This is a genomic window from Peribacillus sp. GL_122, assembly GCF_057835005.1.
This window is the reverse complement of record NZ_CM174415.1, coordinates 824425-840553: the sequence shown is the minus strand read 5'-3', so window position 1 is coordinate 840553 and position 16129 is coordinate 824425. Positions and strand designations below refer to the sequence as shown.

The 16129-nt window shown below is 40.5% G+C and carries 17 protein-coding genes; 2 read left to right on the top strand and 15 right to left on the bottom strand.

The window, feature by feature from the left end; translation table 11 throughout:
• Positions 1 to 45 precede the first annotated feature (45 nt).
• Both AC3ISB_RS04100 and AC3ISB_RS04095 read right to left on the bottom strand, forming a co-directional pair.
• Positions 46 to 294, bottom strand: a complete 249-nt coding sequence (locus AC3ISB_RS04100) for a ferredoxin (RefSeq protein ID WP_098370892.1) — start codon at positions 292 to 294, stop codon at positions 46 to 48.
• A gap of 22 nt (positions 295 to 316) precedes the next feature.
• Positions 317 to 1336 (bottom strand): NAD(P)/FAD-dependent oxidoreductase, encoded by a 1020-nt coding sequence (locus AC3ISB_RS04095; RefSeq protein ID WP_480340055.1) that lies wholly within the window; start codon positions 1334 to 1336, stop codon positions 317 to 319.
• Positions 1337 to 1616: 280 nt separating this feature from the next.
• On the opposite strand from AC3ISB_RS04095, the gene AC3ISB_RS04090 reads away from it, so the two are divergent.
• Positions 1617 to 2990 carry a sigma-54 interaction domain-containing protein gene (locus tag AC3ISB_RS04090; RefSeq protein WP_480340056.1) on the top strand — a complete coding sequence of 458 codons (1374 nt, stop codon included), beginning with the start codon at positions 1617 to 1619 and terminating at the stop codon, positions 2988 to 2990.
• Positions 2991 to 3206: 216 nt separating this feature from the next.
• On the opposite strand, the gene AC3ISB_RS04085 is transcribed toward AC3ISB_RS04090, so the two are convergent.
• From AC3ISB_RS04085 to AC3ISB_RS04045, 9 genes are all read right to left on the bottom strand, one after another.
• Entirely contained in the window at positions 3207 to 3929 is a 723-nt protein-coding gene (locus tag AC3ISB_RS04085; protein ID WP_480340057.1) for an anti-sigma factor domain-containing protein, read from the bottom strand.
• Positions 3930 to 4484 carry an RNA polymerase sigma factor gene (locus AC3ISB_RS04080; protein WP_076368029.1) on the bottom strand — a complete coding sequence of 185 codons (555 nt, stop codon included), beginning with the start codon at positions 4482 to 4484 and terminating at the stop codon, positions 3930 to 3932.
• Between the two features lie 78 nt (positions 4485 to 4562).
• Positions 4563 to 5033, bottom strand: coding sequence for a COG4315 family predicted lipoprotein (locus AC3ISB_RS04075; protein WP_098370887.1), 471 nt, complete (start codon positions 5031 to 5033; stop codon positions 4563 to 4565).
• Between the two features lie 22 nt (positions 5034 to 5055).
• Positions 5056 to 5793 carry an extracellular solute-binding protein gene (locus AC3ISB_RS04070; RefSeq protein WP_141993811.1) on the bottom strand — a complete coding sequence of 246 codons (738 nt, stop codon included), beginning with the start codon at positions 5791 to 5793 and terminating at the stop codon, positions 5056 to 5058.
• Positions 5794 to 6180: 387 nt separating this feature from the next.
• Positions 6181 to 7287 carry a GerAB/ArcD/ProY family transporter gene (locus tag AC3ISB_RS04065; RefSeq protein WP_141993774.1) on the bottom strand — a complete coding sequence of 369 codons (1107 nt, stop codon included), beginning with the start codon at positions 7285 to 7287 and terminating at the stop codon, positions 6181 to 6183.
• Between the two features lie 108 nt (positions 7288 to 7395).
• Positions 7396 to 8496: a GerAB/ArcD/ProY family transporter gene (locus AC3ISB_RS04060; protein WP_141993773.1), complete on the bottom strand. Its 1101-nt coding sequence runs from the start codon at positions 8494 to 8496 to the stop codon at positions 7396 to 7398.
• A gap of 57 nt (positions 8497 to 8553) precedes the next feature.
• Positions 8554 to 8757, bottom strand: a complete 204-nt coding sequence (locus AC3ISB_RS04055; RefSeq protein WP_286178713.1) for a hypothetical protein — start codon at positions 8755 to 8757, stop codon at positions 8554 to 8556.
• Positions 8758 to 8771: 14 nt separating this feature from the next.
• Positions 8772 to 9959 (bottom strand): Ger(x)C family spore germination protein, encoded by a 1188-nt coding sequence (locus tag AC3ISB_RS04050; protein ID WP_480340059.1) that lies wholly within the window; start codon positions 9957 to 9959, stop codon positions 8772 to 8774.
• A 53-nt stretch (positions 9960 to 10012) separates the two neighbouring features.
• The gene (locus AC3ISB_RS04045) at positions 10013 to 11605 is read right to left on the bottom strand and encodes a spore germination protein (RefSeq protein WP_480340060.1); all 1593 of its coding nucleotides are present in this window, start codon (positions 11603 to 11605) and stop codon (positions 10013 to 10015) included.
• A 383-nt stretch (positions 11606 to 11988) separates the two neighbouring features.
• Here AC3ISB_RS04045 and AC3ISB_RS04040 point away from each other — a divergent pair, with 383 nt between their 5' ends.
• Positions 11989 to 14055 (top strand): Na+/H+ antiporter, encoded by a 2067-nt coding sequence (locus tag AC3ISB_RS04040; protein ID WP_489275609.1) that lies wholly within the window; start codon positions 11989 to 11991, stop codon positions 14053 to 14055.
• A 359-nt stretch (positions 14056 to 14414) separates the two neighbouring features.
• Here AC3ISB_RS04040 and AC3ISB_RS04035 read toward each other — a convergent pair whose 3' ends face one another.
• The 4 genes from AC3ISB_RS04035 to AC3ISB_RS04020 all read right to left on the bottom strand — a co-directional run bounded on the left by AC3ISB_RS04035 (position 14415) and on the right by AC3ISB_RS04020 (position 15977).
• Positions 14415 to 14834, bottom strand: coding sequence for a DUF3021 domain-containing protein (locus AC3ISB_RS04035; protein ID WP_489275608.1), 420 nt, complete (start codon positions 14832 to 14834; stop codon positions 14415 to 14417).
• Entirely contained in the window at positions 14831 to 15082 is a 252-nt protein-coding gene (locus AC3ISB_RS04030; RefSeq protein WP_489275606.1) for a LytTR family DNA-binding domain-containing protein, read from the bottom strand. The genes AC3ISB_RS04035 and AC3ISB_RS04030 overlap by 4 nt, the downstream gene beginning before the upstream one ends.
• Positions 15033 to 15293 carry a hypothetical protein gene (locus AC3ISB_RS04025; protein WP_480340089.1) on the bottom strand — a complete coding sequence of 87 codons (261 nt, stop codon included), beginning with the start codon at positions 15291 to 15293 and terminating at the stop codon, positions 15033 to 15035. Before AC3ISB_RS04025 ends, AC3ISB_RS04030 begins: the two co-directional genes overlap by 50 nt.
• A 198-nt stretch (positions 15294 to 15491) precedes the next feature.
• On the bottom strand, positions 15492 to 15977 hold the full coding sequence (locus AC3ISB_RS04020) for a PaaI family thioesterase (protein ID WP_480340063.1): 486 nt from the start codon (positions 15975 to 15977) through the stop codon (positions 15492 to 15494).
• Between the last annotated feature and the right edge of the window lie 152 nt (positions 15978 to 16129).

Here is a 16129-nt window from a genome sequence, read left to right as displayed (position 1 = left end):
TAGCTATTAAAATTTGATATTTTTTAATTGATCCGACCTTCCGCTTCAACCGGCTGACACTGGTATATTGGCGAAAGGTTCCGTCGCCAACTTAATCGAATCTGTCGGACAACCATCAAAAGCATCTTCCAAGTCTTCCTCCAGATCTTCGGATACTTCAGTTATTCCTGTGTTAGCATCCAGGATTGAAAAGGCGATTCCTTCATCGTTATAATCAAAAATTTCCGGTGCAGTCGCTCCACATGCCCCGCAAGCGATACATGTCTCCTGGTCAACTATTGTGTATGTAGCCATGTGGTTTCCCCCTTTTACATAATTAAACGGACGCTGTGCTTTTCTCTTTACCTCCCATTGTGCTCGTGCTGTGCAGCGGCTGAACTTTCGCACTTGGGTCGATATGAACTTTTGCATTGCTCACTGCTGTTGGAGCTTCACCGAACCCGCTAGCAATCAGCTTCACCTTTCCTTCGTACGTGCAAATATCTCCTGCTGCGTATATGCCTTTGATATTCGTTTCCATTCTAGAATTGACAACGATGGAATTGTTTTCGATTTCAAGACCCCAATCCTTTATTGGCCCTATTGATGATACGAATCCATAATTGACAAGAACGTCATCGACCTCCAATTCAAACAGTTTTCCACTCTTTGCATCCGTCACAATCACTTTTTCTATATTTTCTTCCCCGATCAATCCGGCTGGGAGATAAGGAGTCAAGACCTCCACCTTGGATTGTTTCAAACGCTCTACACTGTGTTCATGGGCACGAAATTTATCCCTGCGGTGAATGAGTGTCACTTTTTCGGCTATCGGTTCAAGCATTAGCGACCAGTCGACCGCCGAATCACCGCCACCGAACACAACCACTTTCTTATCGGCGAATTGACTCATATTCTGGACGAAATAATGAAGGTTGGCATTCTCAAATCTTTCTTCACCTTCAATTTTTAGTTTCCGAGGCTGGAATGCCCCGTTTCCAGCAGTTATGATTATCGCTTTCGTGTAATGTGTTTCTTCGGATGTCGTAATGGCAAACATCCCATCCGAAGTACGAACAATGGTCTCTACAGATTGATTAAGACAAATATCCGTTTTGAATTGACCCATTTGTTCCAGTAATCGATCGATGAGCTCTTGGGCCTTGATTTTCGGGAAACCTGCAATATCATAAATGTATTTTTCAGGGTACAAAGCAGATAGCTGCCCTCCCAATTGTGGGAGACTTTCAATGATTTTCACTGAAGCTTGGCGCATCCCCGCATAAAAAGCGGTGAACAAACCAACCGGTCCTCCCCCGATAATAGTGATGTCAGAGACTTCATACTTTTCTTCCAAATTCATTCCCCCCTAGATGTCTTCCTTGAAATAAGATAATTCCGCTTACTAGAATTCTGCTATGCTTAGATGTCGATTCATGCATAGCCAATCGTCAATTTCACCAATTGATAATTTTATATAATGCAATATGCATGCCAACCTCGAGACCCCCCCTTAATAAACAAAATATTTAGAATTTACTTTGAAAACGCTATCATACCGAGTTATAATTAACTCAAAATTGATGAAACATTATTCAGAAATCACTCATTCCCTTTTGAAAAGAGAGGATTAACTTATGAAAAGCACGGATTCTACTGAAAGTGTGGAGATGACGCTCCAAACTCTATTAAAAATTCTTGATCATTCCTCAGATGAGATTTTCGTCCTTGACGGCGAAAAGCGGATTCTTTACGTCAACAAGGCATGTGAGCGCCATTATGGGCTGAAACCTACTGATGTCATCGGCAAATATAATGTGGACTTATTTGAAAAAGGGTACTGGAAGCCCTCCATCGTGCCTGAAGTATTTAAAAGGAAAAAGCCTTGCTACATGAAACTGCAAACATATATTGGGACTGAATTGATGACATCAGCGATTCCAATTTTAAATGATGCAGGGGAAATTGAACTGGTCGTCACTACATCCACAGAAACCCAAACGTATAAAATGTTAAAAGCAAATGAAGCAAGTGGTGAGTCAAAAATCACTCATGACGAAGATGAAACGGGGAGATTCATTACTAATAGCGGTAAAATCAACCGTATCCTCACTTTTTGTGAAAAGGTGGCGCCGACTGATTCCACGATTTTGATCCAGGGGGAATCTGGAACGGGAAAAGGTGTGCTTGCCCATTTCATCCACCGGATCAGTAAGCGGAAAAGCAAACCTTTCCTGACGATCAACTGTGCAGCCATTCCGGAAGAACTGCTCGAATCCGAACTATTCGGCTATTCAAAAGGTGCATTTACCGGTGCAAACAAAACTGGAAAACGCGGATTGATTGAATCCGCAGACGGTGGCACTGTTTTTCTTGATGAAATTGGAGAAATCCCGCTCGCTCTGCAGGCAAAGCTTCTCCAAGTAATCCAGGACAAACAATTCATTCCCGTCGGCGGCAGTGAAATGAAAAAAGTCGACATCCGCATCGTCGCTGCAACAAACCAGAACTTAATAGAAATGGTCAATGATAAAAGATTCCGGGAAGATTTATTTTACCGTTTGAATGTGATTGATATTCAATTGCCTCCATTGCGAGAACGTAAAGAAGATATCATTCCCCTTACGTACAATTTTTTAAATAAGTTCAATGAAAGATATCATGAAAATAAAGTCATTTCGGAAGAATGCTTGAACCTATTAATTCATTATTCATGGCCCGGCAATGTACGCCAGCTCGAAAACTTGATTGAAAGGTTGGTCTTAATAAGTGACTCCGTTATCCTGATGTCCGACTTGCCTGAAATGATAACCGAGAACGTTGAACAGGTCACACAGATTGATCTCCCCACTACTCTCGATAAAGCACTTGATGAAACGAAACGGATATTGATCAGGAAATCTTACCAAACATATAAATCATCAAGGAAAGTCGCGAAGGACCTCTCTATCAGCCAAACGAAAGCCTCAGCATTGATCCGGGAGTACTGTGGGGACTTAATGAATAAATAGGCACAATGAAAATGCCAATGTCTGTCTATCCTTAAACAAGTCCATTTGCCCCCAACCGAAACATGCTGGTCATTCGTTGCTATTGATCGATGGTGAATGGTAAACACTTATATTCCAATTCATACGGGCTTCCATTTTAAATCAATCACTTAGCTATTAAATTCAGGTACGAACAGTAAATAAGAGACTTCCCCTTTGCGGGCAAGTCTCTTATTTTTAAGAAGATCCAACTATTTTTTCGCCTCTCGGCTTTGTACTATTTGAATCTGGTTCCCTTGTGATGCCAATTTGATTGAATTTATCATTAATGGATAGATTGTATGTCAATGATCCTGTGCCGGCTTCATCAGGCTTGAAAGTTCCTGCATTTGTCCGTTTTCCATCTTTCAGCAACCACACCTGATACACCTCGGACTTTTGAAGGCTCGGCAAATTCTGAATCTGAACGATTAACCTTCTTTCTTCACCTTGCTGCAAAATGTATGCAGCACCGTCCGTATTCATGGTTACAGCGGTCTTATCGGCAGGCTGCAAAGATAGCGATGTTTTAACCTCCATTGGCAGATCGATAGCTGCAAGTTCTTTTTTCAGTTGAATATTGGAATATAACAGCACGAACGCCAAAACCAGGGTGGCCAGCAAGAGACCTGAAGTGACTGGTGTAAACTGCTTAAAGAAAAAACTACTCCAATTCTTTTCCCTTCTCACCGGAACTTCATCATCAGTCTCAAAGACAAAATTCATAACCTCTGATTTCAGGGAAGAAGAAGGTTCTATTTCTTCGAAATCCCATTTCAATGAATTCCAGGCTTCCGTCATTTGTTCATACTCCCTAGTGCATTCAGAGCATTGCATTAAGTGTTCCGTGAATGCTTTTTTTTCTTTTTCTCCCAGTTCACCCGATAAAAATGAAAGCAGGTTAGTGCACTCTTTATCCATTTACAAACCACCTACTTCCAAATACTTTTTCAACAATTTAAGCGACTGGTGAAGTCTGCTCTTGATGGTACCAATCGGTTCATTTTCAATTTTGGCAATTTCCGTTAACGAGTACCCTTTCCAATACAGTAAATCAATCAGCCTTTTTTGCGGCTTGCTTAACTTACTTTTTGCATTGGCAATTTCACTGTGTAATAGCCCATTTTCTATATCATTATTAGGATCTTCTATGTCAATTGGATGGCTCATGTCCATGTGTTTGTTATTCCGGATATGAACGCTGTCTTTACGGACATAATCCACACACACATTTCGTGTAACGGTCAAAAGCCAGCTTACAAAGTGCCCCTTTTCGGGATTGTAACTGCTTTTTGTGGTCCAGAGCTTTAAAAAGACCAACTGCACAATCTCTTTTGTTTTTTCAGCATTTCCATTTGTGAACTTAAAAATAAATCCATAGATTAATTTAATATGCCGGTCATAAAGTTCTTCCAGAGCAGGACGATGCTTTTTCATTACTAATGCCATCAATTCCTTATCAAGTTTTTCTTTCAATCGCACCTGCAACTCCTCACAAGTAAATTTGGAAAAAACGTGTAACAGGAACGACCATCAGTGATCGTCCCCTTTTTCTTATTTTGGAAAAACCGTCTTGTTATTTACAATATACCAAACATTTTTCACACCTTCGCCATTGACATCTCCCGCTGCTTTATCATTCACAAAATAGTAGAGTGGAAATCCTTTGTACGTTACCTGCTCTTCCCCTGTATCTTCCCTTTTAATGGTTCCAAAGTCTTTTTCCTCAAATCCTTTAGGGGCGGCAAAATCCCTTTCCATGAACGGTGGCCATTTTTTCAGACAATCACCCATGCAATTGCTTTTTCCTGATTTATCATTCTTGAAAAAGTAAAGTGTCATTCCCTTGGAATCAGCCAGGTATTCGCCTGTTGTTTCACTTTCCAATAATTTTAGGCTTACTGCTTTTTCATCGGCAGTACCACTAACCACTTGATCATTTTGGGGTGAATCATCTGCTTCATTTCCACATGCCGCCAAAACTAGGACCATCATAAAAACTGAAAATACCATCCACTTTTTCATATACTCTCACTCCTCATAAATTTTACTTCCATCCCCATTTTTGAAATACTTGATGGGATTCTTCCGTTTTAAGATAATCAATGAATTGTTTTGCTTTTTTCTTGTTTTCACTCTTACTTGTTATGCTTACCGGGGTCCCTCTATAGAGCTTGTCTTCTTCAGGAAGTTGAACCAGGTCCGTCACATCCGCCAGACGGTAATGCCAGGATTCATATGTAATCCAGGCGTCCAATTTAGAATTTGCCTTCCATAGATCGATAGCTTCTGCACTGGACTTCACTGAAATGTCAATATTCCTGCTAATTCCAGGGATCAATCCTTTTCCTCCAGCCAAATCTTCCCATAGCCCCAGTTGCCCGGCTCCATTAACATCCACAATCTTTACGCCCTCCTTCGTTAAATCCTCCAATGACTGTATATTCTTTGGGTTTCCTTTTCTAACCAGAATTCCAGCTGACCGTACATACAATTCTGTACGTGTTTTTTCATCAAGGATCTCCGGATGATCATGCATGAATTCAGTCAGCATATACTCGGACCCTCCGTAAATGATATCCGCATCTCGTTTGGCTTGATCAATCCATTTTTCTTCAGGTCCCGCTGTAACTTCAACTTTTATCCCCGTTTCTTTCGTGAATTGTTCCGCCACTTCCTTGATAGGCCCAAGAGGGCCACCTGGACCGTATACTTTTACGACATCGTTGACAGCTTGCCCCCGTTTCGTACCTATTTCCGGTGAAAATCCTAACAGTACTGCCATTAATGAAATCCACCCGACAAAAATGACCTTTTTCAAGTCTTTCTTCTCTCCCTTCTAAAAAGCCTTTGTACTATAGATAACGGGACAAACTTCCAAACGGTTTGAAAAAAATTGTTAATTATTTTTATAAAACTTCTTCCCAAATATTTGACCCTATTTTTAGGTCTATAACGAATATCATCCTACTGCCAAATAATTTGGTAAAATGATCCTCAGCTATTCTACTTTTTCACTCATAACAAAAAAAACCCATTCGAAAAAGTATCTATTTTCGAATGGGGCATGGCATTAATAAAAATTGTTTTATTTTCGGTTCTTTAGATTCAGGGCGACTAGGGTAGGACAAACATACTCTTTCAATTCTCTCAAACCAAGTGGCAGAAAGGGTTAGCTTGATTTGCTTCCCTTTCTCTGTTTATTTCTTTTTCTAACCATAGCAATCACCAACAATAACAGAGGTATAATCGTTTGCATCAAAATTCCATGAAAAGGGAAGGCGACGATATCATATCGACTGACAGCCATAGAGCTAGGATACGACCAAAAGCTGAATTCTACAATCAAAATCCCTATCGGCCATACAACAGGACGATAGTCGGAGAGATTCAGCCACTGCGCGGTACCTAAAGCAGCCGCATAATAAAACACAGAAATTTTGACAAACGCTCCTACTATCCATACGGCCATGATGGCGGACTCCAAATGTTCAAAAAAGTCGGCCAAACTGATGTACCGAGATACATTCATCATGGGATAATTCTTCGTGGCTGTTGTTGACCCGAGTACAAAAAGAACCAGAAGATTCACCACAATTAACGTCATCATCACGGCAAAAACAGACATCATCCCGGATTTCATCCCTTTTTTCATATCGGTTAAAAAAGGGAGGAGAAAAATCATCAGAAAAAACTCGCTAAACCATCCACCCGGTATAATTGAACCCTTGATTGGAGGCATAATTCCATTCCCCAATATCGGGAATATATTCTTAAATTCAAGATCTGGGCCCAGTAGGACGATTAAAAGGAGGAGTGGAAAGATAAAAACAGGAACCAACAATTGGGCAGCTCTCCCCATCGCCTCTATCCCTCCACGGACGATAAAGGCACAGAGGAGTACCATCGATGCCATGATCACGCTAATCGGGGTTTTGACCAGAAAAGAGTCAACAATAAATTCTCCGTAACTTCTTAGGATTTGCCCTGTGATCGGGATATAAAAAAACAAGAATAAAAAACCGAGAATTTTCCCCGGAATCCGACCAATGATTTGTTCACTGAATTGGATAACCGTTTGTTTCGGATAAAGTTTGTGCAGTTTATAAGTGATATACACCGTCGCATACCCGATGAGAGACGCCAAAATGGGGGACAGCCATAAATCAGTTTTGGCATATTTCGCTGTGATGCTTGGAACACCGAGAACAGCCGTTGCCACAATCGTCGGATACATCATGAATGCCATCTGTAAAGATGAAATTTTACCTTTCTCCATCATCTTCCTCCTTTCCGTGATAGTATGTAAATTTGAAATCATGCAGCTAACAGATAGATTTACTTTTCATAAACTCTTCAATCGGCTTAAAAAAGAGTTTCAATCCATTCAGCTGGTTTCGGTTCCTTTATGATTTCTTTTCCTTACAACAGCAATCACCAACAATAACAGAGGAATAATCGTTTGCATCAAAATTCCTTGAAAAGGGAAGACGTTGATATCATTACGACTGACATCCACAGAGCTAGGCAACGACCACAAACTGAATATGAAAATCAAAATCCCTATCGGCAATACAACAGGACGATAGTCGGAGAGATTCAGCCACTGCGCTGTACCTAAAGCACATGCATAATAAAAAACGGAAATTTTCACAAACGCCCCCACTATCCATACCGCCATGGCGGCGGATTCTACATGTTCAAAAAAGTCGGCCACACTGATGTATCGAGATGCATTCATCAAGGGGTAAAGCTTTGTGGATGTTGTTGACCCAAGTACAAAAAGAACCGTAAGATTCACCACAATTAACGTCATCATCACGGCAAACACAGACATCATACCGGATTTCATCCCTTTTTTCATATCTACCAAAAAAGGAAGAAGAAAAATCATCAGGAAAAACTCGCTGAACCAGCCACCTGGTACAATCGCACCCTTGATTGGAGGCATTATACCATTCGCCAATACCGGGAATATATTCTTGAATTCAAGATCAGGAATCAGCAAAATGATAAAGATTAAGATTGGAAAAATGAAAACAGGTACAAACAATTCAGCAGCTCGCCCCAACACTTCTATTCCCCCACGTACGATGAACGCACACAGAAGCACCATCGATGCCATGATCACACTAATCGGGGTACGTACCAGAAAAGAGCCGACAACAAATTCTCCGTAGCCTCTAAGGATTAGCCCCGTGTTCTGGATATAAAAAAACAAGAGTAAAAAACCGAAAATTTTCCCCGGAATCCGACCAATGATTTTTTCAGTGAATTGGATCACCGTTTGTTTTGGATAAAGTTGGTGCAGTTTATAAGCGATATACACCGTCAGATACCCTATGAGCGCAGCAAAAATGGGGGACAGCCATAAATCAGTTTTGGCATATTTCGCTGTGATGCTGGGAACCCCGATAATAGCCGTTGCCACAATCGTCGGATACATCATGAATACCATCTGTAATGATGAAATTTTCCCTTTCTCCATCTGCTTCCTCCTTTCTTTAATAGTATGAATGTAATCCCGCAACACCCACTAATAGAGTCACTTTTCCATAAACTCTCCAAATGGCCTGAAAAGAATTTCCACCCATTGAGTGGGTCCTGACATCTGTGGGAGATTGAACATGGACAGAACCAAGCCAGTGAGGAGCAGTGTAAGAAATGCCACTTTATCTTTTTTGGGATTTTTTTTCATTTTAGGCCATTCAAACAAAATGATTAAAGCTACGATCACGGTTGTACACAAAAAAGCCCCCCATCTCACTTGTCCTTCACCTCATTTTCAGACAAACCTGCCGGTTTGTTTATATAGCCCTGTCTTCGAATATGGGCCGCAACATCGATTTCCACTTCCATTTCCGCGAATATCTCATCCCAGTGGTTAGCTACCTTATTAAACTGTTTAGGATATTTCCTATAGAAATCTTTACCCAACCCTAAAATGTCCGCTTTCTTATCCTGAGTATGCAGAAAAGCCATCTCGATGCGTTTTTCTATATCTTTTTGATATGCTCGTTCTGCAGCTTTTAGAGATTTTGGACTTGAAAGGTCTAAATTCGTTTCATTTTGTATAACAGCTCCTTCTGTTTTTACCTTCACCAAAAATTTCCATTTATCATTGATAATTTGCGGAATGATCTTGACTTGGGCTGTCACTGGATTTAAAGAAATCTCCCCTTTCACACCTTTGGGTTGAAAGGTCACGGTATACGATTCCATTTCATCTCTTAACCACAATATCCCTCTTGTTTCTTTTTCCGTCATCGTCCCGGTCATCTTATCTTTTTTAAAAACGGCTGTTCCAACAATGTAAGGAATTCCCTGTAATTTCGTTTGCCCTTTCCCCGGCGGCAATATTTTAACGAATGGAAGTGCAGCCGCTTGAGGCTTACCCGTTAACATTTCATCTAAATCCTGTATTGTGACCAGCATCCCAATATGTAAATCAGATAGTTCTCTAAGCACTTCCCCTGAATAGTTTTCCAGGGGTGGCAAAGATTCAAGGATAGGCTTTGCTTCCCCTTTGCTGACATACACATTTGCTTTCTCTCTTGGCTGCGGATGGCGCAGCAAAAAATCCATCTGCTTTTGAATTCCTTCCTTCGCTAACTTTTCACCGAATACAAATACTTTACAATGTCCCCAAAATATTTTTCGCGGAAGCTTGCTTTGAAGCTTAGACAATGCATCTGAAATATTGGAGCCTTTTGCAGATCTCACCATTGTCGTAACCCCACTCCCCCCTTGACTGCTCCCTCCTTGACCGCCTCCACTGCTAATTGAACTTGGAATAAAGACTTGGACGGATAGTTCGATTTGATTATTACCCTTCTTATCGATGGCGGCTGCTGTGACAATCGCCAAGTCAGTGATTTCTATTCGATCCCAACAACCGCTTAGAAAAGGGATCGTTCCACAAATAACGAGCAAAAGAAGGACGTTTTTCATGAAATGACGCCTCTTTCCTTTCTCCAATATCCTTTTTCGCCTCCAGCTATTATTCACTCCGTTTCACTCCCCCTTTTTGGATTTGGACTCTGTTCCGGGGCTTGACGGTATACATTAGAATCCCCTGTGAGACGCGGGCGTGTATCCATCATCCACCAAGGGGCTCTCCACAGCACATCTTTCAGCTCTTTACCTTTTAACGGCGCCAGTGGCGCTAAGTATGGAACGCCAAAGGAACGCAAGCTGCATAAGTGAATGACTATGGCGATTATCCCCATCATGATGCCAAGCAGTCCTAAGGTACCGGCAAGCAGCATCATTGGGAAACGCAGCATCCGGAAAGTAATTCCGGCAATATAACGGGGCATCATAAAAGAAGCGATTCCCGTAATCGCAACCACAATGACCATTGGCGCTGAAACCAACCCCGCTTGTACGGAGGCTTGACCAATCACTAGCGCTCCAACAATGCTGACAGCGGAACCTACTTGCTTCGGCAATCGGACCCCAGCCTCTCTCAGTGCTTCAAAGGTTATCTCCATCATCAATGCCTCAACTAAGGCTGGGAAAGGGACCGCTTCCCGGGATGCTGCTACGCTTAGCAGGAGTGCGGTTGGAACCGCCTCATGATGGAACGTTAAAATAGCAACATAAAGTGAAGGAAGCAAAAGAGATAATCCCATAAAAAAATATCGTAACCAACGGATAAAAGTGCCTGCCATAAAACGTTGAGCATAATCCTCTTGTGATTGAATCAAAGAAAAGAAGGATATTGGTGCAATTAAAGTAAAAGGGGTTCCTTCTACAAGAATGACAGCTCGTCCCTCCAGCAAGCTGGCACAGGCTACATCCGGCCGTTCTGTCGACATAATCTGAGGGAAAGGTGAAAACGGATTGTCCTCGATCATTTCCTCAATGTACTCGCTTTCTAAAATTCCGTCTATTTTAATTCGTTCCAACCGAGTTGTAATCTCTTCAATCAATGTTTTATCCGCAAGGCCATCAATATAAGCAATTGAAACATTTGTCCTGGTAAGAGTTCCAATCTTCATCGATTGTATTTTAAGGGCAGGACTTTTGATAATACGTCGCAATTGGGACGTATTTACTTCTAGAGATTCAATAAATCCCTCTCGTGACCCCCTAACTCCCCCCTCTGCCACAGGTTCTTCAATCGCCCGCTTTTCCCATTTGGACAATCCCAGAGAAAATCCATCGCTTCCCCCTTCATATAGAAGGATCGGGTTTCCAGAGGAAATCGATTCAATGCAATCCGCCAACATATTCACTTTTACCACTTTAGGAACGGGCATTTTATGTTCAATAAACTCATTTAATGGTTGTGGTTCTTTTGATGACTCTTGCATGAGTGGAGATAGCACATATTGCTCTATCGCCTCGATGTCTGAGAGTCCCGCAATGTAAATGAGCATCGCCCGCGTCTTTCCGAAAAGTAAGAACGAGCGGAACATGACATCCGAGCAATTATCATAAACAGAACGAAGTGTTTCTACATTTTGACTGAAATTCACATCAAGTGAATCTGCAGGCTTGGAATCCAGGTAATCATTTTGTACCAGGGATTTTTTTTCTTTCTTTTTTCTTAACAATTTGCCAACATTACGAATCAAGCTGGTTACCCCCATTTTTTTGCAGGTCGCTCTAACTCCATTTTTCTATGTTTCTTCATTAAGGGTATTTTATACAGAAAATCCTGATTCCAGCATGAACTTATATTTAGCAGAATTGAAAAGCTACGTTATAAGTTGATATTGAATAAATCGTAAACCTTTGTGATATCCTGTTTGTAATTAATAACTAAGGGGTATAACAAAAACCGAGGCTACAGATTAGTCGAATATATCGTCTCTGTTTAAGTATGGATTTTGACCAAGATATGCAAGGCCATAAAGTAGGGGATACTTTTTAAAGGATGTATATTCGCTTTAAAATACCTCTGCTTTTTTATCTTTTTCATAGAAGTTTCATGGGCAATCAGACTAAAACATTAGAAGATAAGGGAGATTCTATGTCATTCTTAATCACATTGCTCGGATTATTGGTTTCCACAATAATCGCTACAATATTAAATGCCAAATGGACTCGTATTCCACTACCGATATATCAGATATCCATGGGAGCAGTGCTTTCATTATTGCCATTTCAATTATCGTTGGATTTTCATTCAGAATTATTCATGATCTGTGTCATAGCTCCGCTGCTCTTTACAGAAGGAAAAAATACGTCCCGTAAAGAAATGCTTGAATTACGAAAGCCTATTCTGTTATTGGCCTTTGGGTTAGTATTTGTGACCGTTTTTGCAGGAGGTTTTTTCATCCACTGGTTAATACCCGATTTGCCGATGGCTGTCGCTTTTGCTTTAGCAGCCACGATTACCCCTACGGATGCCGTAGCGGTACAATCGATTACAAAAGGATTGAAATTGCCCGGAAATATGATGCCCATCCTTGAAGGTGAATCACTTTTCAATGATGCTGCTGGAATCGTTGCTTTTAAAGTTGCCTTGGCAGCTGCTTTAACTGGAGTATTTTCTATAAAAGATGCTTCGCTTAATTTTATATTTGTAGCTTTAGGCGGTATTTTTATAGGTATCCTATTGGGCTATTTAATCGTTAAATTACGATTATTTTTACGGGTTCATGGACTTGAAGAAATCTCCATGTCCATTGTTATTGAACTGATTACGCCTTTTGCCATATATATGGTAGCTGAAGAATTCCATGTATCCGGCATCCTGGCAGTGGTTGCTGCAGGTGTAATACATGGCATCGAGCGGGATCGCCTGCAGAGCTCCACTACTAAATTGCAAATTGTATCAACTAATACATGGTCTGTATTAGGTTATGTTTTGAATGGACTTGTATTTGCCTTGTTAGGATTCATGTTGCCGAGTATTTATCAGGAAATTGAGTCCGGCTTAAATAGGGGTAATCTTTTTGGGATAAGTGTTTTGATTGTTCTTTTATTATTGGTGATCCGTTTTATTTGGGTATACATTCTGCATGATACTTTTACGAAAAACAGAGTGAATCCATTAGAACAATTCATCATGTCAAGGGTTCATCCAGAAGATAGCAATGACACCGATGAGGAGAATGTTTCAAGATCACGATTTGCATTTTTGACATCCGTTAGCGGCATTCATGGAACCATTACATTAGCTACAGCTTTATCCATACCATATTTTATGCCGGATGACACTTTATTCCCAATGCGTAATACAGTCTTGTTTATCGCAGCTTGCGTTATATTGTTAAGCGTCATATTGGCTACAGTTCTCTTGCCATTACTGGTAAAGACACCGATTGAATTTAAAGATGAACGCCTAACCACTGAAGAGGCTTATAAAATTGTTTTAAATAAAACGATCAATCAGCTGAGCAAAGAAGCAACCATCGATAATCAGAAAGCTGTCAATCAAGTGATGGAAGATTTAAATGAACAACTGATAGATTTGGAGAGGGGAATAACGAATAGACCGGATAATCGGACAATACGAGATTTAGTGGAGCTAGGTGCCAACAAGGAATTGGAGGTCGTTTCCGGATTAGTCGAAAAAGGGACTATATCGGAAACAGCCTTTGAACTTTATAAAGTGTATATTTCAAGAACCTTAAATTATATGCAAAAATCGTCGTTGAAAAGGGCTTTGATCAATTTGCAGGCGATTCTTTTCAAGAAAAAGATCAATGTCAAATGGGATAAGAAATGGGAAGCGAAATTAGAGGACTCCATCGTTAAAAATGCTGACCTGATCCGGGAGTTCCGTAAAGCACAAAAAGAAGCTTCAAAGGAAGCTATTTCATTGATCAAACAACAAACTACACCTAAAAACCGTCATGAAGTCATGCTTGTCATTCAAAGATATAATCGTTATTTGAATCCATTCGGAACATTAAGTGAAAAAGAAGCAAATCGCTTTAAAGAGATGGTGAGTCATTTTCAGTTGAATGCGATGCAAATCGAACGTGATATCATTCAGCAAATGGTTGAAGATGAGCAAATATCCATGCAAACGGCAACTGAGCTTAGGCAAAACTTAATCTATGATGAAATGTTAATGATACAAAATTGATAAATTATAAAGAGACACCGATACAACAAGGAGCGGTGTCTCTTTATTTAAATCCAAAGGGGGTCAAACAAATGGAGTAATACCACAGGAAAAATGAAATGAAAAGACCTGCTATAGATCAAGCAGGGATAAGGGATTTCAGTTTAAGTTGGTACGGTATCTTCATGGCACCTGATCCCATTATCCTTTTTGGTGTTCTTGTTCGGTCAAATGGTAAGTTAATAGTTTTGCAGCTTAACTGTTGTTTCAATTGAACATACAGCAGTTGATGCAAGGATCATGAAGCCGGCGGGTTATATGAAAATGCCTTTATTTTCTTGCGGTTCAGCTTTACACCGCTCTAACTGATCAATCCACGCTCAATTCCTTCTTTTATCAAGTCCATCATTCAATATTTTCACTTGATAGCGGAAATAGAGATAGAAAATGATCCATATGATCATATAGAATGGCACGAAAATCGCTATTCTAGTCACTAGTCCTTTTGCACTAAATGGAATCCAACCAACAAAGAAGGATAATAGGAAGTAAAGAATGCTGACAGTCAGGAAGTGCAGAATGGTTTGAGATAACAAATTCCATTTTTCATTTTCAAAGAAGAGTGTTGCCGTGCTGAAGAACCAGCCACATAATATGCAGCCTATCGCGTTTTTTACAAATATTCCACTGTCTAATGCAGTGACTTCCCCAAAGCCAATGACCCCAAAACACGTCAACACCATCACGAGTGCACCAAAGCAAATCCCTACAAAGCTACGGAATAAAAGTGTTTTCATCATAATCCCTTCCTTTTCCATTGAAATGCTTTCTTGATTCCTTGAACATAGTGCCGAGAAACATATTCTTTTTCTCCTGATCGGAAATACACACATAACGTCCCGTTGAAAGATGCCTCAAATCTGCTTAACTCATCAAGGTTGGCTATCACTGACTTGGACAATCGAACGAACTGATTACCAGGAAGATCCCTTTCAAGCTCATATAATCTTTCTTTCATTTCGAAAGTACCCTGTTTCGTCCGCACCATTATGGAATCCTGCTCTGTGAACAAACAGATTATTTCTTCCGCCCGGAAAACATGCTGCATTTCTCCTTTCCTGCCGACAAAATACGGTCTTTTCCTCTCCTTCAAGCGCTCCATCAGGCATCAGTTCCTGCACTTCCTCATTCCATTCATGATTGCGGATAAGCACCTCTATCGCCTTGATCTCCTCATCTATCTCTACGTTAATTTTCATTCTGCGACCTCCCTTTGCTTATAATGTAAGTATATTAATATCTTGATATTTCGCTTGTGATTTCCAGCTACATGCCACTTTATAGCGATAACATGCTTGAAATGAATACTCAGATACACGAAATAACCGCCCAAATAATTGGACGGTCCTTTGATATAAATCTAATTCCGATTTTAAATACGTTTACATTGATTAAGTTCACTCTTTGCTTGTAAAAGTACTTGGCATCACCACAGCGATTACCTCTCCACGGGCGCAAAGTTTATCGATGGCAAATACCTCTGTTTCGATTCTCCATTTTTTAGGATGAATTTCATGAACCGTCCCAACGGCTATTAATGGCACATCATTTGGGGTTGGCTTTACGAACTCCACTTTCAGTGAAGCTGTCACGAACCTTGGAGGCTCCACTCCTTCTCCAACTTCATGACCATTTTTACGATGCAATGCAATAGCAGCGGAACCTGTTCCATGACAATCAATTAAAGATGCAATCAAGCCGCCATAAACAAATCCTGGAATTGCGATATGCTCTGGTCGTGGTGTATAAATTGTCCTTGTTTGCTCGCCTTGCCAACCCGTTCGAAAATGATGACCATCTTTGTTTAAGCGACCACATCCATAACACCATGCAAATTCATCTGGATAATCATCTTGAATCGCTTTTAGCACATTTTCCTCCATCATCTCTCCTCCTTTTTCAGAATATTATAACATCATTAAAGGATAATCGGTCTATTTGGGTAATTGCTGAAAGATTAGTTTTTTTTGTAATTCCGTGATTCTTTAGTAAGCTTACGTCCAAGTTTTAATTGGAATGGTAAACTGACGCAGCT

Coding starts and splice junctions, on each gene's coding strand:
- AC3ISB_RS04100 (WP_098370892.1), bottom strand. CDS start 294: ATGGCTACATACACAATAGTTGACCAGGAGACATGTATCGCTTGCGGG.
- AC3ISB_RS04090 (WP_480340056.1), top strand. CDS start 1,617: ATGAAAAGCACGGATTCTACTGAAAGTGTGGAGATGACGCTCCAAACT.
- AC3ISB_RS04085 (WP_480340057.1), bottom strand. CDS start 3,929: ATGGATAAAGAGTGCACTAACCTGCTTTCATTTTTATCGGGTGAACTG.
- AC3ISB_RS04075 (WP_098370887.1), bottom strand. CDS start 5,033: ATGAAAAAGTGGATGGTATTTTCAGTTTTTATGATGGTCCTAGTTTTG.
- AC3ISB_RS04070 (WP_141993811.1), bottom strand. CDS start 5,793: ATGGCAGTACTGTTAGGATTTTCACCGGAAATAGGTACGAAACGGGGG.
- AC3ISB_RS04065 (WP_141993774.1), bottom strand. CDS start 7,287: ATGGAGAAAGGTAAAATTTCATCTTTACAGATGGCATTCATGATGTAT.
- AC3ISB_RS04060 (WP_141993773.1), bottom strand. CDS start 8,496: ATGGAGAAAGGGAAAATTTCATCATTACAGATGGTATTCATGATGTAT.
- AC3ISB_RS04050 (WP_480340059.1), bottom strand. CDS start 9,959: ATGAAAAACGTCCTTCTTTTGCTCGTTATTTGTGGAACGATCCCTTTT.
- AC3ISB_RS04045 (WP_480340060.1), bottom strand. CDS start 11,605: ATGGGGGTAACCAGCTTGATTCGTAATGTTGGCAAATTGTTAAGAAAA.
- AC3ISB_RS04040 (WP_489275609.1), top strand. CDS start 11,989: ATGTCATTCTTAATCACATTGCTCGGATTATTGGTTTCCACAATAATC.
- AC3ISB_RS04035 (WP_489275608.1), bottom strand. CDS start 14,834: ATGATGAAAACACTTTTATTCCGTAGCTTTGTAGGGATTTGCTTTGGT.
- AC3ISB_RS04030 (WP_489275606.1), bottom strand. CDS start 15,082: ATGGTGCGGACGAAACAGGGTACTTTCGAAATGAAAGAAAGATTATAT.
- AC3ISB_RS04025 (WP_480340089.1), bottom strand. CDS start 15,293: ATGAAAATTAACGTAGAGATAGATGAGGAGATCAAGGCGATAGAGGTG.
- AC3ISB_RS04020 (WP_480340063.1), bottom strand. CDS start 15,977: ATGGAGGAAAATGTGCTAAAAGCGATTCAAGATGATTATCCAGATGAA.